This is a genomic window from Bradyrhizobium sp. CSS354 (genome assembly GCF_029051725.1).
Taxonomy (GTDB): domain Bacteria; phylum Pseudomonadota; class Alphaproteobacteria; order Rhizobiales; family Xanthobacteraceae; genus Bradyrhizobium.
Genome location: NZ_JAACFU010000030.1, coordinates 1 through 25,617, shown reverse-complemented (window position 1 = coordinate 25,617; position 25,617 = coordinate 1). Strand labels below are relative to the sequence as shown.

The 25,617-nt window shown below is 58.4% G+C and carries 17 protein-coding genes and 3 pseudogenes; 7 read left to right on the top strand and 13 right to left on the bottom strand.

The genetic code is table 11. From position 1 onward, the window contains the following. Nucleotides 1-153: 153 nt before the first annotated feature. Together GWG67_RS36050 and GWG67_RS36045 are read left to right on the top strand one after the other, a co-directional pair. Nucleotides 154-904: pseudogene (locus GWG67_RS36050) on the top strand (aldehyde dehydrogenase family protein); the annotation flags it as partial. 208 nt (nt 905-1,112) lie between these two features. Next, nucleotides 1,113-2,348, top strand: a complete 1,236-nt coding sequence (locus GWG67_RS36045; protein ID WP_275174436.1) for a diaminopropionate ammonia-lyase — start codon at nt 1,113-1,115, stop codon at nt 2,346-2,348. A gap of 250 nt (nt 2,349-2,598) precedes the next feature. Here GWG67_RS36045 and GWG67_RS36040 read toward each other — a convergent pair whose 3' ends face one another. Continuing rightward, nucleotides 2,599-3,171, bottom strand: coding sequence for a GNAT family N-acetyltransferase (locus GWG67_RS36040; protein ID WP_275174435.1), 573 nt, complete (start codon nt 3,169-3,171; stop codon nt 2,599-2,601). A gap of 1,226 nt (nt 3,172-4,397) precedes the next feature. Further along, complete coding sequence (locus tag GWG67_RS36035) at nt 4,398-5,171, bottom strand: polysaccharide deacetylase family protein (RefSeq protein WP_275174455.1); 774 nt, start codon at nt 5,169-5,171, stop codon at nt 4,398-4,400. 2,308 nt (nt 5,172-7,479) lie between these two features. On the opposite strand from GWG67_RS36035, the gene GWG67_RS36030 reads away from it, so the two are divergent. Together GWG67_RS36030 and GWG67_RS36025 are read left to right on the top strand one after the other, a co-directional pair. After that, nucleotides 7,480-7,689 (top strand): response regulator transcription factor, encoded by a 210-nt coding sequence (locus GWG67_RS36030; protein WP_275174434.1) that lies wholly within the window; start codon nt 7,480-7,482, stop codon nt 7,687-7,689. 1,854 nt (nt 7,690-9,543) lie between these two features. Further along, nucleotides 9,544-10,869 (top strand): DUF3422 family protein, encoded by a 1,326-nt coding sequence (locus tag GWG67_RS36025; protein ID WP_275174433.1) that lies wholly within the window; start codon nt 9,544-9,546, stop codon nt 10,867-10,869. A 200-nt stretch (nt 10,870-11,069) separates the two neighbouring features. Here the strand turns inward: GWG67_RS36025 and GWG67_RS36020 are convergent, their stop codons facing one another. Continuing rightward, complete coding sequence (locus GWG67_RS36020) at nt 11,070-11,222, bottom strand: hypothetical protein (RefSeq protein ID WP_275174432.1); 153 nt, start codon at nt 11,220-11,222, stop codon at nt 11,070-11,072. A gap of 387 nt (nt 11,223-11,609) precedes the next feature. On the opposite strand from GWG67_RS36020, the pseudogene hemN reads away from it, so the two are divergent. Continuing rightward, a pseudogene (hemN, locus tag GWG67_RS36015) lies at nt 11,610-12,964 on the top strand (oxygen-independent coproporphyrinogen III oxidase). A gap of 535 nt (nt 12,965-13,499) precedes the next feature. After that, nucleotides 13,500-13,766, top strand: a complete 267-nt coding sequence (gene tnpB, locus GWG67_RS36010) for an IS66 family insertion sequence element accessory protein TnpB (RefSeq protein ID WP_275174431.1) — start codon at nt 13,500-13,502, stop codon at nt 13,764-13,766. Between the two features lie 53 nt (nt 13,767-13,819). Here tnpB and GWG67_RS36005 read toward each other — a convergent pair whose 3' ends face one another. The 6 genes and pseudogenes from GWG67_RS36005 to GWG67_RS35980 form a co-directional block, all read right to left on the bottom strand. Next, complete coding sequence (locus tag GWG67_RS36005) at nt 13,820-14,572, bottom strand: 4Fe4S-binding leucine-rich repeat protein (RefSeq protein WP_275174430.1); 753 nt, start codon at nt 14,570-14,572, stop codon at nt 13,820-13,822. Continuing rightward, nucleotides 14,565-14,942 (bottom strand): hypothetical protein, encoded by a 378-nt coding sequence (locus tag GWG67_RS36000; RefSeq protein ID WP_275174429.1) that lies wholly within the window; start codon nt 14,940-14,942, stop codon nt 14,565-14,567. Before GWG67_RS36000 ends, GWG67_RS36005 begins: the two co-directional genes overlap by 8 nt. Nucleotides 14,943-15,018: 76 nt before the next feature. Beyond that, entirely contained in the window at nt 15,019-15,219 is a 201-nt protein-coding gene (locus GWG67_RS35995) for a hypothetical protein (protein ID WP_275174428.1), read from the bottom strand. 1,360 nt (nt 15,220-16,579) lie between these two features. Next, nucleotides 16,580-16,834: a hypothetical protein gene (locus GWG67_RS35990; protein WP_275174458.1), complete on the bottom strand. Its 255-nt coding sequence runs from the start codon at nt 16,832-16,834 to the stop codon at nt 16,580-16,582. Nucleotides 16,835-16,947: 113 nt separating this feature from the next. Continuing rightward, a pseudogene (locus GWG67_RS35985) lies at nt 16,948-17,211 on the bottom strand (type 2 isopentenyl-diphosphate Delta-isomerase); the annotation flags it as partial. Nucleotides 17,212-17,445: 234 nt separating this feature from the next. After that, nucleotides 17,446-18,684, bottom strand: coding sequence for a cytochrome P450 (locus GWG67_RS35980; RefSeq protein WP_275174427.1), 1,239 nt, complete (start codon nt 18,682-18,684; stop codon nt 17,446-17,448). Nucleotides 18,685-19,120: 436 nt separating this feature from the next. Between GWG67_RS35980 and GWG67_RS35975 the strand changes: the two genes are divergently transcribed. Next, nucleotides 19,121-19,441 (top strand): transposase domain-containing protein, encoded by a 321-nt coding sequence (locus GWG67_RS35975; RefSeq protein ID WP_275174426.1) that lies wholly within the window; start codon nt 19,121-19,123, stop codon nt 19,439-19,441. Between the two features lie 2,155 nt (nt 19,442-21,596). Here GWG67_RS35975 and GWG67_RS35970 read toward each other — a convergent pair. The 4 genes from GWG67_RS35970 to GWG67_RS35955 all read right to left on the bottom strand — a co-directional run. Continuing rightward, on the bottom strand, nt 21,597-21,836 hold the full coding sequence (locus GWG67_RS35970; protein ID WP_275174425.1) for a hypothetical protein: 240 nt from the start codon (nt 21,834-21,836) through the stop codon (nt 21,597-21,599). Nucleotides 21,837-22,275: 439 nt separating this feature from the next. Beyond that, entirely contained in the window at nt 22,276-23,205 is a 930-nt protein-coding gene (locus GWG67_RS35965) for a TauD/TfdA family dioxygenase (protein ID WP_275174454.1), read from the bottom strand. A 428-nt stretch (nt 23,206-23,633) separates the two neighbouring features. Further along, nucleotides 23,634-24,881, bottom strand: a complete 1,248-nt coding sequence (locus tag GWG67_RS35960) for a right-handed parallel beta-helix repeat-containing protein (protein ID WP_275174424.1) — start codon at nt 24,879-24,881, stop codon at nt 23,634-23,636. Nucleotides 24,882-25,376: 495 nt separating this feature from the next. Next, a partial coding sequence (locus GWG67_RS35955; protein WP_275174423.1) for an ATP-binding protein occupies nt 25,377-25,617 on the bottom strand: 241 nt, incomplete at its 5' end.

Sequence of the window (25,617 nt, the reverse complement as noted above, 5' to 3'; positions counted from 1 at the left end):
TCCTCGCTCGAGTACGCTCACGTCCTCAGTCGCCTCGGGACGCCAAGCACAACGATCGGAACGGGAGGCTCATCGGCCTCACGCGCAATTGGGCAATCTTGTCGCACCGGCACCGGCCTCAATCCTCGACCAAATCCGACCGCCGGTCTCGAGGCATCCAGTCGCAGCAAGCGCTGCCAGGCTCTCGGAGGCGCCAAGAACCACATGATTGTCATGCCGGACGCCGAAATGGACCCCGCGGTCGATGCTCTGAAAAAGCTGGCGCCTAAGGTCCGCGCCCTGAACGTCGGTCCTGGCACTGGTCCCGATGCCGAAATGGCGCCACTAGCAACAAAGCCACATCTCGATAAGGTCCGAGGCTACATCGACGCGGACGTACAAGAAGGTGCAAAGCTGATCGTCGACCGACGCGAACTTCGGCGTCAAGGCTATGAAGGGGGATATCTCATCGGTGGAAGTCTGTTTGATAGCGTGACCACCGACATGAACAATTTACTGCGAAGAGATCGATCTCGGTCCCGTCCTCGCGTTGGCTCGCGCCAACTCCTATGATGATGCAGCTGACATGATTAATAAGAACGAATTTGGCAGCGGCACCGCCACTCTTCACCAGAGATGGTGATGCGGCCCGCGAGTTTGCCCATCAAACTCAAGTCGGAATGGTTGGGATCAACGCTCCGATCCCCGTGCGGATGCCGCTCCCCTCATTCGGTGGCTGGAAAGCGTCCCGGTTCGACGATCACCACGTGCATGGTCCCGAGGGCGTTCGCTTCTACACCAAGCGCAAGACGATCACGACCCGGTGGCCGAGGGGGTCCGCGCCGGCGGCGAATTTCTTATGCCGGCGATGAGCTGTCCTTTTGAAGGAGAAGGCCGTGGGCGGTCCCACGGCCTTCCCACATAGCTGCTCTCCAGACGCGCTGATATAGCGCGCGGGCCGCAGGTTTCTGTGAACTTTGCTCGATTGTTGTAAGAGGATCGTCGATCGAAAACCTGGTCGTGGCAAAGGCGCGTACAATACCCGGGCGCTGCTTCAAAATCGACGCAGAATAAGCCACTTATATCGTCGTGAATGAGGTATCCCATACATAGCGCTACTGACGAGGCAGACCATGTTTCTCCTCAACCAACACATCGACCACCGCGCTCCCCTCGATTCCTCGGACGCCGACGCGGTGAGCGTCGAAGCCGCTCGCGAGGTCGAGTGGTTTCTCAAGCATCGCGATGGCCACAAGGAAACCCCTCTTGTTTCTTTGCTAGGCGTTGCCCGCGAGATTGGAGTGGGTTCGATCCATCTAAAGGACGAAGGCCAACGTCTCGGCCTTGGGAGTTTCAAAGCCTTGGGAGGTTCCTATGCTGTGATCCGTCTGGTGCTCGAGGAAGCAACTTGGCAGCTCGGTCGCGATGTTGACGTGTCCGAGGTGCACACACGTGAAGTGAATTCCGTGGCAAGCGGTATGACGGTCTCTTGCGCCACGGATGGCAACCATGGCAGATCGGTTGCTCAGGGCGCCCAGCTCGTTGGTGCAAAATGCGCCATCTTCGTTCATTCAGGCGTGAGCAACGAGCGCATCGCCGCCATTGCCGGCTTTGGCGCGCAGATGATCCGCGTCGACGGCAACTATGACGATTCTGTCGTCCAAGCATCGCGAGTTGCAGCTCAAGAAGGTTGGATCACAGTGTCTGACACGTCCTGGCCTGGCTACGAGCGGATCCCCCGCTTTGTAATGCAGGGATACACCGCACTTGTGAGCGAAGCACTCCGCCAGCTACCGGAGCCGCCGACACACGTCTTCATCCAGGCAGGCGTCGGTGGGATCGCTGCAGCCGTTGCTGGACATCTATCAATTCTGTTCGGCGACGAGCGCCCGTTCTTCACAGTTGTCGATCCCTCGCGGGCAGCATGCCTCTTCGAAAGCGCGCGGGCCGGGCATTCTGTCAAGGTAGATCATGGGCAATCGACCGTGATGGCGATGCTCGAATGCTACGAGCCTTCGCTCGTCGCTTGGCGCATCCTTTCGCGCACAGCGGATGCTTTTATGACTGTGGACGACGAGGACGCAATCAGCGTGATGAAATGTCTGGCAAATCCGAAGGATAGCGATCCCGCTGTCATTGCAGGCGAAAGTGGTGGTGTTGGCCTCGCAGCCTTATTGAAGGCTGCTTCCGACCCGACCTTGCGTGGTAAGATTGGTCTTGGACCCAATGCCCGGGTCTTCCTGATCAACACCGAGGGCGCCACAGATCCTCTTCTGTACGAACAGTTCGTCGGTGCGACGCCAGCGCAAGTGACCGCGAAGAATATTAAGCCGGTCAGGAACAGGTCAACGGATGGGGCGGCCTCGTGAGCATTTGGAAAAGCGCCGCATCCCTACACCCTGGGAGACTGGCCAGCGTTCCGTTCTTACAGAAGGCTCGTTGCCGCGCAGAGGCCGACCCTCTGCGCGGCGCAGCGGTTCATGTCCTTTCGAGCTGGGCATGCCGATTGGCCCACTCAGAATGAGGGGTTTGAGATGCGCCGGTGTCTCTAACTTGTCGGCCGGACTCACACCCGGCACTACAAACTTCACCGCGGGTCGATCGCCCGCAAATCGACGCTCACGCAAATCTCGCAGAGGACGATTCGGGGATACAGCGGCTTATTGCGCGTTGCCGCCGAGGATCTAACCGCGATCTCTCCGCAGCATTACGTTTCGCGCGTTGACTAGCTAAGCCGTGTAACGGCAACTTGAGGCGTGGGCCGACTTCTGCAAAACCAGCCTTCAAGTACAATGCTGAGGTGGGGCTACGGCTCCACGTGGGCTGCCTCGGCGCCCCCACTTCGAGCTGGCCCCAGCCTTTTGCCGTCCCCAGGCCCACCGCAGCCTCAATAAGACGCATCGCGACTCCAGACGATCGCTGATCCGGCACCACGTAGAGTTCGGTGATAATACCGTAGGTTCCGCCCGCGAAAAGGGCGGCGCTTTCCGACAACATAATCAGGCCGACCGGGTGTGCCTCCGAGTAGGCCAGAAACCCATAGACCCGCTCTTTCATGGCCAGGAGGTCGACAACAAGCTGGGTATCTGGTCCGCCCTGCTTTTGTCCGCCCTCAAGTTCGGCAAGTAGGGCAGCAACCATGTGAGTCACCGTTGTGGCGTCATCGATAGAGACTTCACGCGTGGACACCATGTCATATCCTCTTACAGGTTTAACTAACATACGACCTGATTCAGCGGCGGCATCGGGGCAGGAGGCTGCCGCAGCACCCGATCCAAAACAGATATGCCGCACGGTTGAAGGTCAGATGACGGCCGAGTTCACACCGAGGTGATAGCGTCTTTGTGTCGCTCCCAGCTAAGTTAAAATATCTCAGAAACTCGGAGGAGTGACTTGTCGAACATCGTAATGGTCGCACGGAGCAGTCTCTTCTTCTTTCGACTTGCGTGTCGCCCCACATCGGGGGCTTCGTGTTGATGCTCGGACGTTACAGGAGCGAGGCTGACCGCTTGCGAACAGGCTCACTGATCTGGATCTACGCTCCCCCTCGTAGAAAGTTTCGAGCGGCAGGCCGACCAGCGATTTGCCGGATCCAGTCCCGAGCAATCACATTTGACGCTCCCATCGCAAGGGCTGCGCGCGTCGCGGAAGGAACGCTCATCGGCTCGCGTCAATAACTGAATTACTCACCTTGTCGGAGAAATTGTTGGGCATCATGAGCGACCCTGACCCGCCTCATTGGCTGAGATCAATGCTCTCAAAGAATCGTGGAACGCGCGAGTCCAAGGCACACTATTTTTGGTAGTGTTTAGATAATCAGTTTTTCTAATCTCTCACCGGACGCGCCATTTGTTGCCGCGCAATGAAGAACATCACGGCCCGAAGAACACGTGTAACTTGGTCGTTGAGCTCGCGATTGAGGCCGGCTTCTCGCGCGTTCCTCGAATAGACAATGTCCCGTCCTGATGAGCCGGGTTCTCGGACTGCCATCGCATTGCCGTTAAATGCTTTGTGAGTCGGGCCCGTGTCGCGCGAGATCGTCTTTATCGTTCACGTGCATCACTTTACGATCTGCTTGTTTGGAGACCTCTTCTAATGCTTGCGGACCCGCATTAAAGCGTGAGACGGTCGCGGCATTTCAGAGGAAGATAGCTCGGGTCACGAGCGGTGGGCTTCTCCATTCCAAAATCAGGAAGTAGGACGAAGATATTGAGCGGCTATCCGCCCCTGCCACTCCTGCCGGCGCGTAAACGGCAAGTGTGAGGCGGACGTCTGACGTGATCTACGTCACTTTGCGGTTCCTACCTGCCCGAAACGGCTCAGGCGCGATTCCGCCTTCATCCTTGCACCGGCTCGCATGAACGACGGCTCAGTGGATTCGGGATTGCTCCACTCTTCGCCGCCGTGACATTCGGCCATTAATGCGTATCGGCATTCCTCTGCAGCGGCGCGGTCGGAACGACGTGAACGACGTGATAGCCGTTGTCGTCCAGGTACCGTAGGAAGGCGGCCATCATCGCGGCGGTATGTGCCTTGGCGTCGTGAAACAGAATGATCCCCTTCCCCTCGGCATTGAGCCGACTGGTGATCAGCTTCAGCTCCTGGTCTGGCGTCATTTCCTCCCAATCGCTGGCCCACAGGTCCGCTCCGAACACGACGATGCCCCGAGACTGGAGTAGCTCGAGCGTCTTAGGGGTCGAGTCGAAATAGGGGAAGCGGAAGAATGGCGTCGAGGGCGCCATTGTCGATACGCCATGAAGCGCCATTTCCTCGGCCGCAATCCCCCGGTCGATGTCCTCTTTTGCCTTCTCGAAGCTGATCTTCGACGCCATCGAATGCGACCAAGTGTGGTGCGCGATGGTGTGGCCTTGCGCGGCCGCGCGCCGCACGAGCTCGGGATATTGGGCTGACGACTTGCCGACCAGGAAGAACGTGGCTCGGACGCACTCCTGCGCGAGCGCCGCCAGCACCTCTTCTGTATACGGCGGCTGGGGCCCGTCGTCGAAGGTCAGCACAACCTCGTGGTCGGCCAAGGGCAGCGTCTGGGGAAAGCTCTTCAGTCCGACCCGTGGATGACTCTTGGCGTCAACGGCGAGCACGCGCGAGGTCCCGAGCGCGTCCTTACGCGGACAGTCGGCCGCCTCCGCAGCCGTGATGCCGGCAAGCACCGCCGTCGCGGCGCTCACAAGCAGCAGGATCCATTCGTGCCGAGATCTGCCATCGGGGTCGTACCCGAACAGGTGTCTGGTTGCGGACTTGAACAAGTTAGTCCTGCCGTCCTGGCTGGAGTTACATCAGCATGCCGATGGCTTCAGCCGCCTCGTTTTCCATTCCGGACTAGCTGACCCATCGCAATGGACCGGCGCGCCGATCGGACGACTTCGTTCCCGAGCGCATCAGATTGTCTGCAGCCAGATCATTTGCTGCTTCGTCCAATTGGAATTGGTTTGCCGCCGCCATTGTACTTTGCCGGTCTCCACAAACGTCGGCTCGTGCAACGGTCACGTTCGCCCTTGCACAGTAGCCATATGGCGATATTGATTAATGCAATGGCGCGGCGCTGACGCCTGAATTCCGCGTCTGATGCCGTTTTTCGCCGGATTTCACCAATGACTGTCGGCTTGTGCCGACGGCGCTCCAGCGATCGGCAATCGCGGCGACTGACCGGCGATACCGTCACCTTCATAAGGCGACGATCTTCCTTCCAGAGGACATGATATCTATTCAATCCGCTTAGAAACGGCGGCTTTGCCGCGGAGCCGCCAATGCTGCAGAACGCCTACTGGATGCCGACGCTTAGCGTCTTCACCGCAGCAGGACCATCGGCTCAAAATTCCATATGCTCGATATCGATCGGTTCCTCGTCTTCGGATGCAGCCGCTAAGCGAAGGCAAAGACGAGCAGGCTCGAGCAGAGCAGCGCGAGGCCAGCCGCGGTCAGTGCCAGGAAGCTACCGGAAACAAGGTCATGATTGCGCATGGAAATACCCTCGATTGCACCGCAGAAGAGAGAGCAGCAATGGCTGCGTTGCGCCGTTGACCGGTCAGCACACAAATTAATATTCAAATTCGGCGCACTATTCCTGCTGTGGTTAGGAAGGGAAAGCATTTTTCCAGCGTGGTTACGGCTCGCTCCGCCGTCTTGCGGCGGAGATAAAGAAACCCTGCATGGGACCGCAGGAGTGCTCAGCGCTTCCGCGTTTGCAGCTCTAAGAGACCCGGTCTGATAGAACGCCCAGCATTTACAGGCCGATCCGAGAGCAGATGGGGCAACTTGGCTGCGGAAGAAAGGTCAACTTTCAGGCGTGGAGAGTTTGCGACGTTGACACGCCGATTTAAGCCGCTTGAACCCTGCCCAGGTAGCTGTCTAGTTCGTGCTTCAGCCGAGAGCTTTCCTCGGGTAGCAGTTCGGCAGATATCAGCGCCTGCATCGAATCCCTTCGGTTGCCAAGCCGGTGAGCAAACAACCTGACCGATTGTCCTCGTCGACCGTCTTCTGTAATCGCGCACCGCATCGACAGGATAGAGTGGGCGGCCGTCGACGTAACGCCATTTCAGCGCGTCGTTTTGGATCCCGCCGGCACTGCTCCAGCGCGTCGGGCGTGCGCCGGATAACCGTCGCGGCCTCTAATGCCGTCAAATTTGAGCTGCCCGGCAGCGTATCGATATCCAACGTCGCGGGCGGCGGCATGCCACGGTTCTTGCGACGGGGCTTCGTGGTACGCGGAATTATCCGATTACTCGGCGGCCCTAATGCCTCGATCGGAGTCTTTTCGCCCTTGCCGCTCATGCCTCCGCCCCGAACGATAGTCGGTATGAGGCTATGAGTGTAGGCTTCGCCGGCAAGAAACAAACATAGAGCGCAGGTATGGCCGCTGGATAGCTGTGGTCTACAAATAAGACGGATCGCACCCCTTTCTGACGCCCTCCGACATCACGCGACGCAAGCGATCGGTGCGGATCACGAGATGAATCAAGCATCACGCGGCGACATTAGAGTCAATAGTGTCGCCCAGCACCGTGGTCCGCATAGCGTTAATGACTTTGGTTTTGTTCGATGTCCGTTATCAACTCATCCAGTGTCAATGAGCCGTCGAGCGATTTACGCGAACAGAACCAGTCCTCCACGCCATTACCGGCCATGCCCACAACCTCTGGCTTGGAGCCGCAACGAATGTAGCTGGGTCCGCTCCGCCCCTTCCATGGGGTCACGCAGAAAGCCGCGCTGGAGCAAGCCCAGGACATAACGCTGGCGCCTACCAGCTATGAGGAGACCTCCCAGGCCTAGTTAGGTCGCGGACGTCAAGTGTGCCGTTGTTGCAACCACTGCTGTCGCGTTTACGACGTATGTCGCAATCGCTTCGACAGCCGATGGTGCCGCAGTTGGATCGGCAGCTGATTGGTGCTCCAAGGCTGGTGTTGGCAGGAGAGCTTGCGATCGCCGTCGCTGGTACGGCAATTGCTGATCGCGTTCCAGTCGTATCGGCTCCAGGAGAAACACATGATCGATGGGCAAGCCGTTGTGCTGTCGGCACGAGAAAAGGAGTGCTTGCGGTGGGTAGAGGAGGGCAAATCATCCTGGGAAATAGGGCGGATATTGAGAATCAGCCAGAACACTGTCGATTTTCACATCAAGAACGCTATGCGAAAGCTGGAAGTGACCACCCGAATCCAGTGTGCTATCAAGGCGCGCCGCCTCGGGCTTCTTTGAACCGTGGAGTGCTGCTGCTGTCATCTTGTACGGCTACGGCGCGTGGCGATGTCGCCCGTCACCCCTCCGGCAAGTCGCTCCGCGATGGCCTTCGGCCACCCTTGACAGCCGCGGCGCGCAGCAGCCAGCGAAACGCAGATCGGGACGAAGAGAAGTCGCAGCCCGGCCGAAGAAGGAGATGGCGCACAACGAAAAGCCTTGACACCAATCGCCCCGTACAAGTCCTTTGACCACTTGCAGACGCGCGGCGCCTATTGCTGCGATCTGTCTTCAAGCAGCCGGTCGCGGAGCTCCTGCGAGACGAAACGCTCCGCCCGCTGCTATGCCTCGTCATTGTCGCCGCGGAATGCTGAACACGACGCGCTGGGATGTCGTATTGATGGCAGCACCAGCGGCTCATCTTATGAAGGCGCGCCGATAGTCAGGATCTGCGCGCCGGCCTAGGCTCAGCCGATCGCGCAACGCCGCTCCCTTGGTCGGACAATCTGGTGGCGGCACGAGCTCAAAACCGCGGTCTCCCGTGACATCGTCCCCGAGCCCGGTCATGAAAGCCCGCAATCGCTTTTCATGAACGGCCAGATATGTGGCGATCGTTGTGAGTGATCGACAAATAACGGCAGACCACAGCTGCGGCCGGCGACTCTCGTGAGGGGAGCGTGTGGCCGAGGCAGTGATCGCTAGCGGAAATCTGCGCCTGTCAGCACAAAGAGCCAATCACCAGTGAATGCGTTGGGCCGGCTTCTCGGTCTATCGCCGCGATTTCATTGACGTCAGCTCTGTTCGGATCGAGCGCACCGAACGGCCTCTTCAATGGAAGGGCCTCCCTGGAATAATCGGTCAAGCCGCGACGCTTGCACTACTCTGAGTATCGGGGTCAAAGAGAGGACGGCGAGCGCTCTGGGCCCGTGATCTAGTCATCCTCACTCGATGTGACGTTATCAGCCATCGGCAAGCCTTCCCCCGCGGGTCCGGGCGCGGTCACTCTCCCGGCTCTGCATCGACAAATCCGGCTACAGCGTGGCTGCTCAGAGAATGGCAGCGGCCGGGCAAGCGATCATCTTGCCGAAACAGGCAATTTTCCTGTGGCCTGCGCCACGTACGCATTTTGTCAGAATACAAGCGCGCTTCATGTCTGAAACCCGCCTCCGACTCTGACCGAAAGTTACATTGCGCGAAGAAAGACGCGAGCGCGCCCCTTCTACAGCGCTGGCCCAAATCCTGCAGCGGCTCTCCGCGCCAGGAAGTTTGGGGGCGGCAACAGGATGGGAGTCGTGTTTGGGCCTCGATCTGTCAATCGACAATGGGGTTGCCGCACTGTCTGCACCCAGCTGGGAGAACGGAAGCGCCGCCGCTTGCCACCACCTCGCGCGGCATCGGTCATGTCATCGAAAACCTGTTTTCAGAAGACGGCCGGCGCATCCTTGTTTGGGGGGGGCACCACTTTGGTGGCGTGCGATGTTCGTCGGATTCGGAGACAGACAACCATGTCCACGTCGATCTAGGCATTCGTCGGACGGTGCCGCACACCACTGCCGAGGTCGCGGAACGGTTTGCTGGCGCACCGCTACGCGGATTGATCTACAATGCCGGAATTTCGCCATAGACACCGGATCGTACCCCACAGACGTCGTTGACGGCGTTAGTCGAAGCCTGGACGAGGCTGTTCCGCCTCAATCTGCTCGGCCTGATCCTGCTCCCGCAAGACCTCTTTTCCAATCGGAAGGCGGCCTCGGTATCGATCGTCGACATGACTTGATCGGCGCCTTGACGCCCGCACCCGTTTTCCAGCACCGCCAATGCCTCTCGAGTGAAGGCTGACGGTTGCTTGCTCACTCTGAAGCGAGGCGTCAATAGATGATCGATGAACTGGATCTGCGAACCTTCAAGCTGCATCCGCAGCGCGCCGCCGTGCTCGGCGAAGTGCACGCGCGCCCTTTCACGCAGCTTGTTTCGCCATTCAGCGTGATCCACTTCGCTGTTCTTGCGCAAGGCGAGGCGGCCGCAAGCGATCGCTGCCGTTTTATCGATTTCTGCCTGGAGCGCAATGTTTCGCCGCCCGAGCAATCGGCGAAACATCATCAGATTGTCATCGGTCCCGCTATGCTACGCTGGGAGCAGCATTCGGAATTTACAACATTCACCTGGATCTGGACTAACGCAAATGGTCCTGCTGATCAGACGTTCGAGAAAGTTGATGATACCGTCCGATCGCTGATCCGCGCGTTGCGGCAGACGGGTCAATTGCTCGTCGCGATCAGGTTAGAAGTGGAGCACGGCGCCTCGCCGACCAAGCGCGCCGAACAGATTTTTGACAAGAATAGTCTGGCCATGGTTGCCACAAAGAGCGGTGCAGGCGTTGCCGCCTCAGACTTCCACGTGGACGAAAACGGCTTCACGAAAATCCTCGTCTGCGACCTCGGATTGACGTCGCACGATCTCGGAGCGCTGGTGCAGCGGCTCCTGGAAATCGAGACCTACCGTCCATTGGCGCTGCTTGGCCTGTCGGCGGCCCTTGAGCTTGCACCGTCTGTTGATCGCATTGACCGCCGTCTTGTTGAGGCTCTCGAAAAAATGCAGAGCGGTGAGGGGCTGCAATTCAACAGCCATCTGCTTGCCGAACTGACGGCGTTGGCCGCCTCCTTCGAAAGAGGCGCGACCGGTAGCCTGTTTCGCTTCGGCGCGAGCAGGGCCTATAACGAGCTGGTCCAATCGCGACTGTCCATCATTGAAGGCAATGATGTCTCGGGCTATCCGACCTGGTCGTCGTTTCTGGCGCGCCGCATGGCGCCGGCGATGCGAACCTGCGCGACCGTGGAAAATCGTCAGGGGTCGCTTTCGGTCAAGCTCGCGCGTGCCGCCGATCTGTTGCGAACCCGTGTCGACGTCGAAATCGAACAACAGAATCATGACCTGTTGCAGGCCATAAACGAACGCACGAGGCAGCAACTTCGGCTGCAGTGCACGGTCGAAGGCTTGTCGGTCGGGGCGATTGGATATTACGTGGTCAGTCTTTTTAACTATCTTGCCGAGGGCGCGCACGATGCCGGATTGCCAGTAGAGCCCTCGTTCCTAACCGCAGTTTTCGTACCGATCGCGGTCGGCGTGATCTGGCTGGTGAGTTACAAGATTCGAAAGCGACACCTCAAGCACGACGACGCGCCCTCGGCGGCGCGTGACTAATGCTCCCTGTGGGAATCAGTGCGTCCGTCCTACGAAGCTCGCATAGTCGTGGTGCGACACTGCCACCGGAGCCCCGACGGGTTAGCCGGTAATTGTGCTTTAATTGATCGGGATAGGTGGACGTCTCGCGACGCCACCCTTCCCACACCAGTTGGCATACACGGGTCCGTACCGCGGCGGTTCGACTGAGTTATGCTGGCTCAGAACCAGTATTCGCGAGAGGCCGCGAGCGAAGAAGTGGTCGCGCAGGGCGTGCTGGATCGCCGGTGCCCGGACATTCGCCAGAGCGCCGCCGGCGAACCGGCGGCAATCGATGCGGCGAACTTCGCGATGCCGAGGCGGCGAAGCTCCATGAATCCCTTGTGCCGGTTCTGCCATTGTCGCCAGAGATACATTCGCTGTCTTCAGCGAATCCAGGCTTCGAGGTTTGTTAGCACGCCAGCAGTCCGCCAGAACGCCAAGTGCCCGCGCCATCCGACGAGGTAAGGCAACAAGTCTTATCCTTTCAACCCGGCCGACGTTTCTTCTCCGCGACCTGGCCTGTCGAGCGTATTTCGGCCGGCCTTTTTTTCGCAATCAAGCCACGGGCCGCGTTTCCGCTTAAGAGGATCAGAGCGGCCAAAACGTGGTGCCAGCTGCTGCGGGTGGAATTGAGGCTCGAAACGACCAAAGGATTGCGCCAGCGCAACGTGCCTCCTCAGCGAAGTCGTTCGACAATTTGGCAGTTGAAGGAGAAAGAGATGAGATCGGATCTGACGCAATCGTACGGTCACGACAGGCTTCCCCGCTACACAAGCTGTCCGACCGCGCCGCACTTTTCGCCAGCGATCGGCGAACCTGATTACCGGATGTGGCTCGGATCCCTGCCGCCCCGCCCGCCGGCCTCGATCTATGTGCACGTTCCGTTCTGCCGGTCTATGTGCTGGTACTGCGGTTGCCACACCTCGGTCATGAAGAAAGACAACCCCATCGCAGTCTATACATGGGGTTGCGAACTGAGGCGCACCTAATCGCCGAAACTATCGGCCACCGCCTTCCTATCTCGCACATCAATTTCGGCGGCGGCACGCCGACGATCATGACGCCCGAGACGTTCGCCGGTCTCGTCGGCACGCTCCGCTTCTCGTATTTCGTGTTGCCCGACGCCGAAATCGCCGTGGAGATCGAGCCGCGTACCCTGACCGAGCCGATCGCGGCGGGTTTAGGCTAGAGCGGAGTCAATCGCGCGAGCCTGCGGGTACAGAGCTTCGATCCTGTTGTGCAGCGCGCCATCAACCGCGTGCAGACATCCGAGCAGACCGCCACGTGCGTTGAGCGCCTGCGGCGAGCGGGCGTCGGCCGGCTCAACTTTAATCTTATCTGCGGCCTGCCGCTTAAGACCATGCAATCGGGCCTAGACACGGTTGCCGAATGCATCGAACTCCGGCCCGATCGCTTGTGGGTGTTCGGTTACGTGCATATGCCCTCGTTCAAGAAGCATCAGCGTAACATCGACGAACACGCCCTCCTCCAAACAGTCGAGCGCCATCTTGAGTCGGAATTGATTGCAGAAGCCCTGGTCGACGCGGGCTACGTGCGCATTGGTTTCGACCACTTCGCCATACCCCGCGACCATCTTGCCGCGGCGAAGCGCGAGGGGCGGCTGCGTCGGAACTTCCAGGGTTACACCGACGACACCCCCGAAACGCTCATCGGCCTAGGGGCAAGCGCCATCGGGAGGATGCCGCAAGGATTTGCACAGAATGTCGTGGTAACCCGTGATTACCTGGCGCGCATCGGCGAGGGCCGGCGTGCCACCCTCAAGGGGTATGCCTCCACGGGTGACGATCGCTTCCGAGCCGATCTGATCGAGCGACTGATGTGCGACATGGCCATCGACCTGTCGAAGATCGCTCGATCGCATGGCCGAGATCCGAAGTCGGCCGTCGTCGATCGCTCGCGGCTCAATAGCCTCATTGCTGACGGCGCAGTGACCATGGACGGCGACGAGCGACTGTTCGTCAGGAAAGGCGCCGAGTTTCTCGTCAGGACCGTAGCGTCCGCATTCGATGCTCATCTGGCGCGGTCAGTGGCGGCTCACAGCCCCACAGTATGAGGCTCCTGGAGATGCCACATCAAAGCGTGATGAGATTAGGCTAGATTGCCGCAGGTACGGCGGTTGTTGAGTGAGCTGGCGAAGTCGATCAGCTACGCGTCGGCCTCGACTAACCGGTCCAGCTTCTTGACCGTCTCGGAACGACCACTGAGCGTGGCGGATGCTTTCCGTTGCATGACCTCTAATGGAGCCGCGTAGGCAGCGTAGGCTTGTTCAAGAAACAAGAACGAGCAGGCGAATTTGCGGCTCGATACCCGCAATAACCACGATCTCGCCCTCGAGTCGGGCGTCATGTCCCCTTTCGCAGTTCCACCTTGTCGAAGTCGCAAGGTCTGCGGCGTCGCGCGCGCCGGCACGGGCTGGCTCACAGCCTGCTGTTCACTTGAATTCGACAAGCGCGCCACGGTCGGCTTGCGGCGATTCCGTGCTAGCTCTCGTTCCCGTCGAGATCACGTCCGATCTCAACCGACGCGCCACAATCGTCCTCTTCCCCACCTGCGCTAGCGTGCAAGGGCTGGAGTCATGGAGATCGAGCTTGGCGGCGGCTGTCGCGTTCGAGTTGGCCGTGACAGGGGCGTTGAGGCGCTGCAGTGAGTTCCTGAGCTGCTGCGGCGACGATGATCCAGATTCCGAGCGGCGTCAGGGTTTGATCGCCGCTGGCCACACCGACATGCGTCCCGCCACACGAAGCCTGGCTCTTACAGTTCAGGAGACTCTGAAGCGCGATCCGCACGCTGGCGATCTCTACATCTTCCGAGAACGACGCGGCGATCTGGTCAAGATCCTCGGCATGATGCAATAGGCATATCGCGGCAGGTTGATCGGCCGTCGGCGTCAGCCGGCACGGTATCGAGCTCAGCGGCGGTCTCCTGCAATCCGCGAGCTCGCGACTTCGCGCACGAGACTATACGGGTCATTGACGAGGCTATGGATCCGAGCCGCTGGCGCACGGCTTGCGACCTCGAGGCGGATGCGCCAGTCAGGATCATGCAGCAGCAGCGACACGAGCTGCACAGATACTCGTCGGGCTATCTCCAGTCTTACCGACGCATCACGATCGTCGATCATGCGGAGCAACCATTCGTTTGGAATGCGCTGTGCCACAACACGGCGGACATGGGCTTCCTCGTCGTCCACCATTCGGCCGAGCAGCATAGGCACGATCCGGCTCGCGACGACAAGCCGAACATAGTAATATTCGTCTGAGGCCATGGGCAGCAATTCTTCACCGTCGAGCAGGCTCGCCACGCGCTTCCTCAGCTCGGGATTCGGATGCTTCCGTAATTGCAACACGTAGTTTGTAGGCAGGCGAAGCATCGCATTCCATTGCACTTTTTCATTGGGATCATCGATCAGCGACCGCAGCAGAAAGACACTGGCAAACTTCGCCGCGATTGCCCTTACCTCACAATGCGGATGGCTGAGATAGCCGTCGGCGAGATCCGGATTGCACTCGAAGAACCTCTCGATACCGCGGGGACAACGGTCGTTGACGCAGGCGTGCTTGAGGCGGCATCCGCCGATTCCGCTCAGTGCGAGATGCTCGCACGATGCGCAGTCAAGCCGGTTGCCCTCCCAGTCAAGAGTCTTGTCGATGTCATCAACCATTGTCCTGCCCACATAGGTCAGGCACGCGCAGCGACGACTTGGGTCCAAATTTTGTCGGAGGTAGCGAGCTCCAGAGGTTTTCCGAGCGCCGGCCCTGCGCCTGCATCTGAATGGCGTGCTCGTAGAAGCCGATCGTCCCGTCCATCGAGCTGCCGACCAGGACCTGCAGAGTCTTTGGGCCAACGGCCTGGAAGTTCTCGACGGTAACGTCAAGGCCATCACCCCGAGCCGACCCAAGCTTTACGCCAAGCTGGAGAGGCATATAGTTGAGGATCTGTGCCCCCACGGCGATCTTCAATTTTGCCGTCTGGGGCTCGGCGGCTTGCGCCCAAATGACCGAGCAAGCGGTTAGCGCCACGACCAGCATCATTCGTGTCAAAACGTGCATGCGAACCTCCGTGGCTGGTGCGAGAGCGTTACCAGGATTCGTGGGCAGGCGCGGGCCGTCAGACCACGAGCCGCTCTTCGGCGCGGTCGACGATGGCATCGAGGACAACAACAAAACCGGAGAGAACGATGATTCCAGCAGATACCCGGCCGCATCGAGGACGGCCTCGGCCTGCGCAGCCGGATTGACCGCGCGCGCCGTGAAAAGGGTTGAAGAATGCGACGAAGAGAACCAGCGTCCCACCAGCCAGGAAAGACAAGACTGTCTCCTGCCGAATGGACTGCACCGCTTGGGAGGAGCGAAATTGTTATGGTCCCCACAAAAGAGCTCCTAGATCGCATCGAAGACTGCCTTACAATCGAGTGTTCCTTGTCGCCACACAGCAAACCGTCAAGACCGGCCAGACGCTAGCTTGCAACTCATCAACCTTACAGTTGTTGTCGTATGGACTTCTTGATCTCGATCAGCATCAAATAAGAAACCGGACTTACGTTGAACAGATGCGCCTACACAGATCGTCTGAAGACATTGCGCGCTGGAATGAATTATCCGTTCTAAGCACGAGCTGCGGCCGCCAGTCCTTCTACCGCCCTCGGCATGTTGTGCCGTGCTGATCTGATTTTGATCGCATGGACCTAAACGTTTGTGACGCCGGTATTGGGCGGCGAGTTGTCGCGGCCCTCGCCAGCATCTACGGCAGGAATTTCAGCCAGCATCGCGGGACCCCTAATCGCCATGGCGCGGCGCTCGTGGCACGCGCATTTCTGGAAGAGCGCGACCTCGTACGAGAATTTCTCTCCGAGGCTGAAACTGATGTGGAACCAGGCGGTCAACAGCTATAGTGTCTACGCCGCCGCGATATTTCTGTCGGCGAATATCACCGGAACGAGCTCACAACACGGGAATCGGCCGTGGAGCCGATCTGGGCGTGAGCGGGGACCGGCGTCCACAATTTGATCCTCCGCAGGTTTTTGCCGTTGAGCTGCCTGCTTTGAGCTGACGGTCTTTTGATTGTTAGGCCTTGTCCGGGACGTCTGTCCTCACTCCTAGTGTGGGAATGCAAAATGGCTGTGCTCCGGTCAACTACCAACGCTGGTAATTGATCGAGATGACGGAAAGATGAGACTGATGATCGATGAGCCGATCAAGCCGAGATAGTTGAAACGTCATTTGCAGGTATTCGGCATGCGACATCAACCAGACTCTGTTCTCGGCAGCAGCTCCGATCGTTGACTGACCTTCCACAGTGGTCTGGGGAGAGCCACACCTGGCGCGCTGCAACAGCGGCGATGTGTCAGATCTGCGGTCTCCTCATCATTGAGGAGAATTGAGTCACACGCCAGACGAGGTCTTCGCACTGTTTCGGTACGACGAACTTGCCCATGCGTAAGCGCTATGTTCATCCTCTTCACCTAGGCAATAGCTTTCCGTCCACCCTGCAACAGACTAATTCTCCATAGACACCGCCATGCAACCGGCTGCATTGCTATCACGCTCCGCGGCACTGCTCACCGAAGCACAGGTTTTCCTTCCTGAAATTGGACGTACCGTCGAATGGCGCGAACTTCTTACGCTGCCGATTTGTACATTTCTGCACTGTATCGACCCCGATCCCTTGCTCACTCAATGACTATCCAGCTATTGGCAACCAGCAACTGGCTAGATTGGTCAAGATGAAGCGCCAAGGCGAAGGTGATCTGAGATATGGGATCCGTTTTTCGCGGCATTTGGATCTGCAAGGCCAGTGCGAGCGCTTTGCCGAAAACATCTTCGAAGAGCGGCCCCGGATCTTGACAGCCGAACATCCGGCGCAGTGGTGGATGATGGGCTGGAACGAACTCCTCCAACCGCTTCATCGTGAACAGCTGCTCCATGAACACGTCGCTCCCGCGCATCGAACCGTTTCGCCAAGGTGGATTAGCAGTCTATCTTTGGCGTTGATATTTCAGCAGCCTGCGCCTGCCGCCACGTGCGGGCGACGTCGGCATCAACCGGCGGGCAGATGCGCCAAGGGCAACAACCGCGCCTGACGCAACGCCGCCGGATCAGCCGAGGCGGTGCAGAAGCAGCGACAGCCAAGTGGCCGATGACGATCTCGAAATGCGCGACAACCGCCTCGGTGGACACCGTCGCCGCGCAGCACGCCGGCCGCCTGCCCGGCGATGTCCGCGGCCAGGCGGATGGCCTTGGCCAGGTCGACGCCGTCGCGGATCCCGCCCGCCGCGATCAGCTTCACCGTTGGCAGCGCCCGACTTACCCGCTCTCCAGTAACAACGATGCGACAAGCGGCGGCCTGACGTATCGGAAACGGCGGACCAGGGTCTTCGACCGGATAATGACGCTTGGCCTTGTCCGCACCCTTCGAAAACACCACAAGCCCGTAACGCAACGCCGGTGAACTTACCCAGACAACTGGTCTCCACCAGGCCGTGATCCTGACCGCCGGTTCTGCACCAGCAGTGTGGAATGTCGCCCGCAACCGAGACTAACCTGGAATCTGCACCGGCAGTGCCGAATAACCGTGCACAAAATTAGATTCAACTCGCTCCGGTTCGCCGACCACCTTTACCTCCAGAGACCGGTTCAGCATCTCCTCCCACAGGATTTTCAGCTGCAGCTCTGCGAGATGCCTACCCACGCAACGATGAATCCCAAATCCAAATGAGAGATGTTGTCGTACATTTTCTCGATCAATGATGAAGCTGTTGGGGTTCGCAATGACTTCGTCGTCTCGGTTGCCAGAGATATACCACATCACAACTTTATCGCCTCGCCTGATTTGCTTGTGGCCTATCGCCAAATCGTCCAGAGCCGTCCGGCGCATGTGTGCGATAGGCGTTTGGTATCGTATAATCTCGGATACCGCCCCGGGCAGTAGTGAAGCATCATCTCGGAGTTTTCGCAGTTCGGACGGATTTTGGCTCATGAACAAGACGCCACCGCTGATTGAGTTGCGCGTAGTATCGTTGCCTCCAACAATCAGCAGAATGAGGTTGCCCAAGAACTCGCGCGGCTCCATGTTTCGCGTCGCCGGCGAATGCGCCATCATCGAGATCAGGTCAGCGCGCGGCTCGCGATTGACCCGCTCGCTCCAAAGCCGTGTGAAATAGTCCAGGCACTCCGACAGCACCACCTTTCGCTTTTCCCAGCTGTCGATCTGGTCGCCCATTTGTGGCGTCAAGGCAGCTACGTCCGACCAGTAGGTCAGCAACCGTCGATCCTGAAATGGAAAATCGAACAGCGTGGCCAGCATTTGGGTCGTCAACTCGATCGAGACCCTGTCGACCCAGTTGAAGGTATCATTGCGCGGCAAACCGTCCAAGATCTTCTGAACCCGCGAGCGGATCAAGCCTTCAAGATTCGCCAGGCTCTCCGATGCCGCTATGGGACTGATAGTCTTACGCTGCTGAGCATGGAGAGGAGGACTCATTTTGATGAAACTGGGGGTCCAATACTCCTCCGGCGGGTCGACAATTGTGACGCTTCGCTCTGATGAGAATATTGTGTGATTTGAGTCCACGGCTATGATGTCGCGGTATTTTGTTATCGACCAATATGGTCCGTATGGGCTGTCTTCGCAATAGTGGACGGGATCTTCCCTTCGCAGCCGCTCGAAACAAGGCCAAACGGTATCATCCTTAAAGCGCTTGGGCTCGCTTACATCAAGGCGGCTCAGCGGGATATCAGCCCTCTCGCAAGCGTCCTCTGCCGATAATGCTATCATGGTTGTCTCGCGGACATTGGCCTGCAATTTTGCTTGCTCAGCTGAGTGCGTTCCCTAGAGTTCGCTGGGAAGCTCGATCGAAACCAACGAGCTTGGGCGGTGCACTAACAATGTATGTCGCATGTCCATGGCTCGGGTTCGCGAGAGCTCTGAAATCTGAAATCATGTTAGGGCGACGTTGGGTCGACCTTGGTTCGGCTTCTGTCGACGAAGAATAATGGCAAAGCGAGCGAAGCTCCCCTATCAGGCTTGGGAGGTGTACGAACGCGTGTTTTTGTGGCAGTCAATATCAGGACGCAAGCACTCGCAGCCTCGCAGCCTCGCAGCCTCGCAGCCTCGCAGCTATGGCACGCAGCCGCTCATCCTCATTCTCTCGGGCAGGGACGCCCTTTGCAGCAGAGGTGGCGCCGAGCGCTGGGCGACCCTGGAGTCGATCGTGAACACAGCAAAGCTCCATGAGCTCGACCCGCACGTCTACCTGACTGACGTGCTGGAGTCCAATCGCCTCCGGGGGAACCAAGAACCATCAGCTGCACGAGCTGCTCGCCTGGAACTGGAAGGCGGCCCGCCAGCGCGCTGCGCAGACCGCTGCGTGAGCCCACGTCACCATAAAGCATCGTCGATGACCGCCGCCGCGATGCCGATTGCGTTGCTCGAACGATGGCTCCGGGCTCACGCCGATCAGCATCCTGCCGCCACAAATCTTCCCATGCTCGACGGTCACCTCGCCGCGATCGTGGCTGGACCGATGTCATGAGCCCGCTCGAGCTCGTGAGCCTTTCGTAAGCCGTCCGATCCCTACGTCCTGGGAGACTGGCCACGTTCGGGCCTTACAGATGGCTCATCGCCGCGCAGAGGCTGGCGCCTGCGTATCGCAGGGGTTCATGTCCCTTCGAGCTGGGCACCCGGATCAGCTCACTCAGAATGAGGGATTCAGATGCGCCGGTGCTCTCCGATTTGTCGGCCGGACTCAAATCCGGCATTACCAACTCCATCGCGCGTCAACCGGGTGCCGGCACATCGACGCTCACGCAAATGTCGAAGACGAATCCGGGATACAGCGGCTTGGCGCGCGTTGCCGCCGAGAATCTAACCGCGATCTCCCCACAGCAATACGTTTCGCACGATGACTAGCTAAGCCGCGTAACGGCAACTTGAGGCGTGGGTCGATCTCTGCAAAACCGGCCTTCAAGTACAATGCTGACGGGCTACGGGTCCATATGGGTTGGCGCCCCCACTTCAAGCTGGCCCCAGCCCTTTAGCGTGCCCAGGCCCACCGCAGCCTCAATAGACGCATCGCGACCCCAGACGAGCGCTGTTCCGGCACCACGTAGGGTTCGGTGCCAATGCCGTAGGTTCCCCGCGAAAAGGGTGGCGCTTTCCGACAACATAATGAGGCCGACCGGGCGAACCTCAGTGAAAGGCAGAAACCCATAGACACGCTCTTTCACGCGGGTAGATCGACAAAGCTGGGTATCTAGTCCGCCCTACTTTTGTCCGCCCTCAAGTTCTGCAAGTAGGGCAGTAACCATGTGGGTCACCGTTGTGGCGTCATCGTTAGCAACTTCACGCGTGGTCACCATGTCATCACCTCTTTCAGGTTTAACCAACATACAACCTCGTCCGGCGGCGCATCGGGGGAGGGGCTGCCAGAGCACCCGGTTCAGAAAGATATGCCGCACGGTTGACGGTCAGATGACGCCTTAGGTCGCACTGAGGTGATAGCGTCTTCGTGTCGCTCCCTGCCACAAATATCTCAGAAATTCGAAAGATAACTTGTCGAACATCGTAATGGTCGCAAGGAGCGCTCTCTTCTTCTTTGGACCTGCGTATCGCCCCACATAATGTTCATACTCAGACGTTCCAGGAGTGCGGCTGACCGCTTGCGAACACGGATTTGGATCTACTTTCCCCATCTTACAGCAGCTCGAGTGGTAGGCCGACCAGCGATTTTCCGGATCCAATTCCGAGCAATGACGTTCAGCGGCCCCATTGCGACGGCTGCGCGCGAGCATCATGAGCGTCGCTGACCAGCAGCGTTGCCCGAGATCAACGCTCTCAGAAACTTGTCGAAGGCGCGAGTCCAGACACACTATTTTTCTTGTGTTCAGACAATTAGTTTTCTTTAATTTCCCATCGGACGCGCCATTTGTTGCCGCGCAACATAGAACATCGCGGACGTCCGATGACGGGTGCAATTTGGTCGTTGAGCTCGCGATTGAGGCCAGCTTCTCTGGTGTTCTTTGAATAGCCCATTCGCCCTGATGAAGCGAGTTCACGGCGAACCATCACATTGCGGTTCAATGCCATCTGAGAGTACCGTCAGGCCGTATCGTTCGAGATCGACTCTATCGTTGCCTTCGAATCTGCTCGTTGAAACACTGTTCTAATGTTTGCGGATACGGATACAGCGTAAGACCGTTGCGACATTTCAGCAGAAGAAAGCTTAGTTACCGATGACGCGGTGGGCTACTGCCCGTTCCACAACCCGTAGTGCGGCACGATAGAGATGCGGGCTATGCGCGCTTAGCACTCCTGCCAGCGCGCAAACGGCAAACAATGAGGCAGACGTCTGAAGTAACCGACTACGTCGCTTTGCGGTTCGTAGCCTTCCTGTGACAGAGCGGGCCCGAAACGGCCGAGCCGCGGTTCGCCTCCATCATTCCGCCGGGTAGCATGAACGAAAGCTTAGTTGATTTGGGGTTACCCCATTCTGCGCCCCCGTAACATCTCGCTATCAATCCGTATCAGCATTCCTCTGCGGCAGCGCGTCGGGATGATGTGAACGACGTGATGGCCGTTGTCGTGCGGCTACCGTAGGAAGGCGGGCATCATCGCGGCGGTATGTGCCTTTGCATCGTGAAACACAATGATGCGCTTCCCCTCAGCGTTGAATCGGCTGATGATGAGCTTCAGCTGCTGGTCTGAGGTCGTTTCCCCCCAGTCGATCGCCCACAGGTCCGTTCCAACAACACGACAATGCCCAGATCCTGAAGCAGATCGAGCGTATTAGGGGTCGAGTCGCAATTGCGGAAGCGGAGGAACGGCGTCGAGGGCTCAATTGTCGACATGCCATCGAGCGCCATTTCGTCAGCCGCAATCCCGCGATCGATGTCCTCTTTCGCCTTCTCGGAGCTGATCTTCGAGGCCATCTAATGCGACCATCCGTCGTGCGCGATAGTGTCTCCGTGCGCGGCCAGCCGCCGCGCGAGCTCGGGAATTGGGCCACGACTTGCCGACCAGGAAGAATGTGGCTCGCACGCAATCCTGCGCGCAGCGCTGTCAGACTTTTTCCGTCGGCCAAGGGCAGGGTCTAAGGAACACTCTGTAGTCCGACCCGCGAACGTCCCCCCTTCCGCTCAGCCGGACGCGGACGGATGACTTACGCCACTTGATGCCTGAATCATGTTCAGCCGGCCGGGATGCACTTTAGCACCTTTCAGCAAGCAGTCGCCTCCCGCCTCTGCGGCGCGTGAGCCCCTCCCATCTATTTGCGCGTGGCGTTGTGCTCAATTTAACTGCTCTTCGGAAACATCTATTCGTGCGAACATGCGATAGGACCGGTGCGTCGTGTGAATTTGCCGCACTCTGCTAGGCAACCTTCGTCGACGGGAGCTTTGTCCTCTTGACACGTGTTACACTGCACCGACCGTCGACGCTGACGGGCGCGTCACCATCGATTGTGGCACGATGGACGACGCGATGCTGGTCACCGTAATCGTTGACCGCATAATGCTGCGTTGCGCGGTTATCCCAAATCGCGACATCGCCTTCTTTCCAGCTCCAGCGTACGGTATTTTCGGGCGCCGTGATATGGGACTGAAATAAATCAAACAGCTTCTGACCGTCGCGTTTTGGGATTTCGATAAATCTTTGCACCAGATCGCCGAGCACCAGCGCGCGCTCGCCGGTCTCGGGATGTACACGGACCACAGGATGCTCGGTCTCATAGATCGTTTTAGTAAAGACCTCATCAAAATGTTTCTGGTCGATTTCGCGAACACGGCAGGTCCCGGCGTAATCGAAGGCGTTGCTGTGAACGGTCCAGAGTTCTTCGGCAAGCCGTTGGAGGGGGCGCGGCAGATCCAGATAGGCGGACACAGCGTTCGACCAAATCGTATCGCCACCGGACGATGGGACCACAACAGCTCGCAGCACCGCAAGTTTGGGATAGGCCGCGAGAAAGGTTCCATCGGCATGCCAAACATCAGCCCGGCTACCTCCGCGCGCGGAATCAAGCTCGATGATCGAGGTCGTTTCATTGATCGCACCGAGTGTCGGATGCGGCACCAGCTTTCCCAAACAAGCAGCAAAGCGCTCCTGCTCCGCGTCATCAAGATGCCCCTGATTGCGGAAGAAGATCACCTTGTGCTCGAGCAACAGGTTGTTGATCGCAGCGATGGTTGGGCTCGGCAAATCACCCGAGAGATTAATGTTTCGGATTTCAACACCGATGCGCGCGGCCCTCTTGAGGACGTCGGTCAGTGGCATAACACGCTCGGTCGAAGCCGATTCTTTCATCGCGAATTCTTCCACACTTTGCGGATTCTTCAAGCGGATGAGGGCGCATCCCACTCGGTTTCGAAGGCGCCCCACATCGCCCTATGGGTACTCTCGTAGCAAACACCATGCCAGTCGGAAACGGAGCTTTGAACGACCGATGATGATTCGAACAGTTTGCCAGGAACTAGCTGGCACCTCCGATCCTCTTGCAATCCGCAACCGCAATAGCATCAGAGGTAAACGCTCTCAGCCGAGCGCCCGGTCGGGGTGAAAGGCATAGGGCCATTATAGACAATGTACCGCTCGGCACCGGAACAGAAAGGTGGCATACGGTCCTCGTGCAACTTCGGGTCGCCAGCCGAGCGTGCCGTTGACGTCCAGTATGGCGTCTTCTCAACTGTTTGCGGCAATCGGCCAAATGCCGAGCCGCGTCTGCGAACGAGCCATCACCGGCTCTCAAGGTGTCCGGGACCTGCCCTGGCCGCAATCACTGCCGGAACATCATCCACTGGAAATGGAAGAGGAATAGACGAACTTGGAAGAGCTCCAAACGATTGAACTACGGTTTCATCCAGGCGAAAGCCATTGAACCGCGGCACGGGGATGGCGATGTTCTCGATGCACGGGCGTCCGAGCACGGTGAGGCAGATGTTCTGCGTGGTCCCGCTGGCTTTGCCTAACAAACCAAAGATATGTCCACTCCCAGTCTTTATAGGTGTTTCAATGTTGTCGAAGTAATTACCCTCGACCAGTGCTTGCACAGATGATCCAGCATCCACGGCATGGAAGAATCCGCCGCTTTGTTGCGCATTCGTGTTGTGGAAATAATTGTTGACGAGATGAATAACGGCGTGCGCACCGTCAATGTGCGGCGCCCGCCCCGAGATCTCATGGAAATAATTATTTGCGATGGTAATCGTCTGCGGGGCGCCGAGAAACAGGAGATTCCAATAGTGCTCCCCGTTACAATAGGAGGAATAGGTATCGCTGCCATCGAAGTCGTTCCAGGAAATCGTAATATTCGTCGTGGGGCCAAAGCCGCCGGCAATCATCTGTCGCCCAATATTATGAAATCGGTTGTGATCGATCCAAACCAGGTCGGCTCGTGCAATTGCAATAGCATCGCCGGCAAATATCACGCCTTGATTGACATCACTGATGGTCAGATTGCGAATAACGACGTTGCTGACCCCATTCAGGCGCAGCCCCTTCCCTTTGATTGTAGCGCTCGGACCAACGCCGATCACTGTTTTGTTTGAGCCAATTTCCAGCGGGCGCCTGCCGGCCCGGTCGAAGCCGACCAACGTCTTCTCCTTGCCATCGCAATGCGCGTCGTTGCCATCCATAAGGAGAAGGGACTCACGCTTGTAGGGTGCCGAACAAGCGCGGCCGTATTGGCATCCCTGCCCCTCACCTCGCCCTTCCGTACCTGTAAAGTCTATGGTTCCGATTACCTGGATCTCGCGCGGACTATTGTCATTGCAGTGCCCGAAGCTGTACGAACGACATAACTCATGATTCAGAGCTTCGGTTGATCTCACCTGAACTATCTCGCCTCCCAGGCCGCCCGTCGCTGCAGAGCCAAAGCCTTTGAGGGCTTCCGATCGCACATTGTTCGATCCGAGCACGGAAGAGATGCCGAGAACGACAGCAAATCCGCCGAGCACGCGCACCGAACGCTTGATGTGCCCCATCGTGTCTTTCCTAGACATATGCTCTCTCTGCTACGCGGAAATCCGCACGAGAAACTGGACTTTCGAACTGAAATGCCAAACTGGAAGGGGCCATCAGCATGCGGCGTTAACGCCATCACATCGGCCTCAATAAGGCAGGAACGGGATATTGGAACGCTGCTAAACAACAGCCGAAGTGTGCAGCCGCAGTGGCACGCGGAGATGAGCCAGAAGCGCAATGCGGCCGATCGCGCCGACGTCATCGAGGGCTTATCCAACAGCGACGGTGACCAAGAGCATCGCGCGGCTCACCTCAATCCGAAAGGATGACGAACCCGAACGGCTCATCGTAAACGACCCGGTGACGTGGATCTTCTCGACTTCCTCGACTGATCTGCGGATTCCGGGGATTGCGGCCAGGGATTCCGATTGAACGCGACCATGCATTCCGATCGAAGGCGGCCACCTGTTCCGACGAAGGCGGCCGGAGTGTCGTTGCCGGCATGAGGAGTTGGGTCAGGTTTTCTTGGCTGCGTCAAGATTGGCGCGCTGCGCAGTGATCTTTCGCATGCTGTCTCCCTTGAGTGTGAGGCGGTGAGCATTGTGGACGAGCCGATCCAGGACGGCGTCGGCGATGGTCGGGTCGGCGATGACCTCATGCCAATTTTCGATCGGCACCTGGCTGGTGATGATGGTCGATCCGCGCTGGTGTCGATCGTCGACGACTTCGAGGAGATCGCGACGCTGCTCGCCGGTA

Bases quoted from the DNA above. Each gene is read 5' to 3' on its own strand.
- GWG67_RS36045 (WP_275174436.1), top strand. From the start codon at position 1,113: ATGTTTCTCCTCAACCAACACATCGACCACCGCGCTCCCCTCGATTCC.
- GWG67_RS36040 (WP_275174435.1), bottom strand. From the start codon at position 3,171: ATGGTGTCCACGCGTGAAGTCTCTATCGATGACGCCACAACGGTGACT.
- GWG67_RS36030 (WP_275174434.1), top strand. From the start codon at position 7,480: ATGATCGATGGGCAAGCCGTTGTGCTGTCGGCACGAGAAAAGGAGTGC.
- GWG67_RS36025 (WP_275174433.1), top strand. From the start codon at position 9,544: ATGATCGATGAACTGGATCTGCGAACCTTCAAGCTGCATCCGCAGCGC.
- GWG67_RS36020 (WP_275174432.1), bottom strand. From the start codon at position 11,222: ATGGAGCTTCGCCGCCTCGGCATCGCGAAGTTCGCCGCATCGATTGCC.
- GWG67_RS36005 (WP_275174430.1), bottom strand. From the start codon at position 14,572: ATGGTTGATGACATCGACAAGACTCTTGACTGGGAGGGCAACCGGCTT.
- GWG67_RS36000 (WP_275174429.1), bottom strand. From the start codon at position 14,942: ATGATGCTGGTCGTGGCGCTAACCGCTTGCTCGGTCATTTGGGCGCAA.
- GWG67_RS35990 (WP_275174458.1), bottom strand. From the start codon at position 16,834: ATGGAGCAGCTGTTCACGATGAAGCGGTTGGAGGAGTTCGTTCCAGCC.
- GWG67_RS35980 (WP_275174427.1), bottom strand. From the start codon at position 18,684: ATGATAGCATTATCGGCAGAGGACGCTTGCGAGAGGGCTGATATCCCG.
- GWG67_RS35970 (WP_275174425.1), bottom strand. From the start codon at position 21,836: ATGGCCTCGAAGATCAGCTCCGAGAAGGCGAAAGAGGACATCGATCGC.
- GWG67_RS35965 (WP_275174454.1), bottom strand. From the start codon at position 23,205: ATGAAAGAATCGGCTTCGACCGAGCGTGTTATGCCACTGACCGACGTC.
- GWG67_RS35960 (WP_275174424.1), bottom strand. From the start codon at position 24,881: ATGGGGCACATCAAGCGTTCGGTGCGCGTGCTCGGCGGATTTGCTGTC.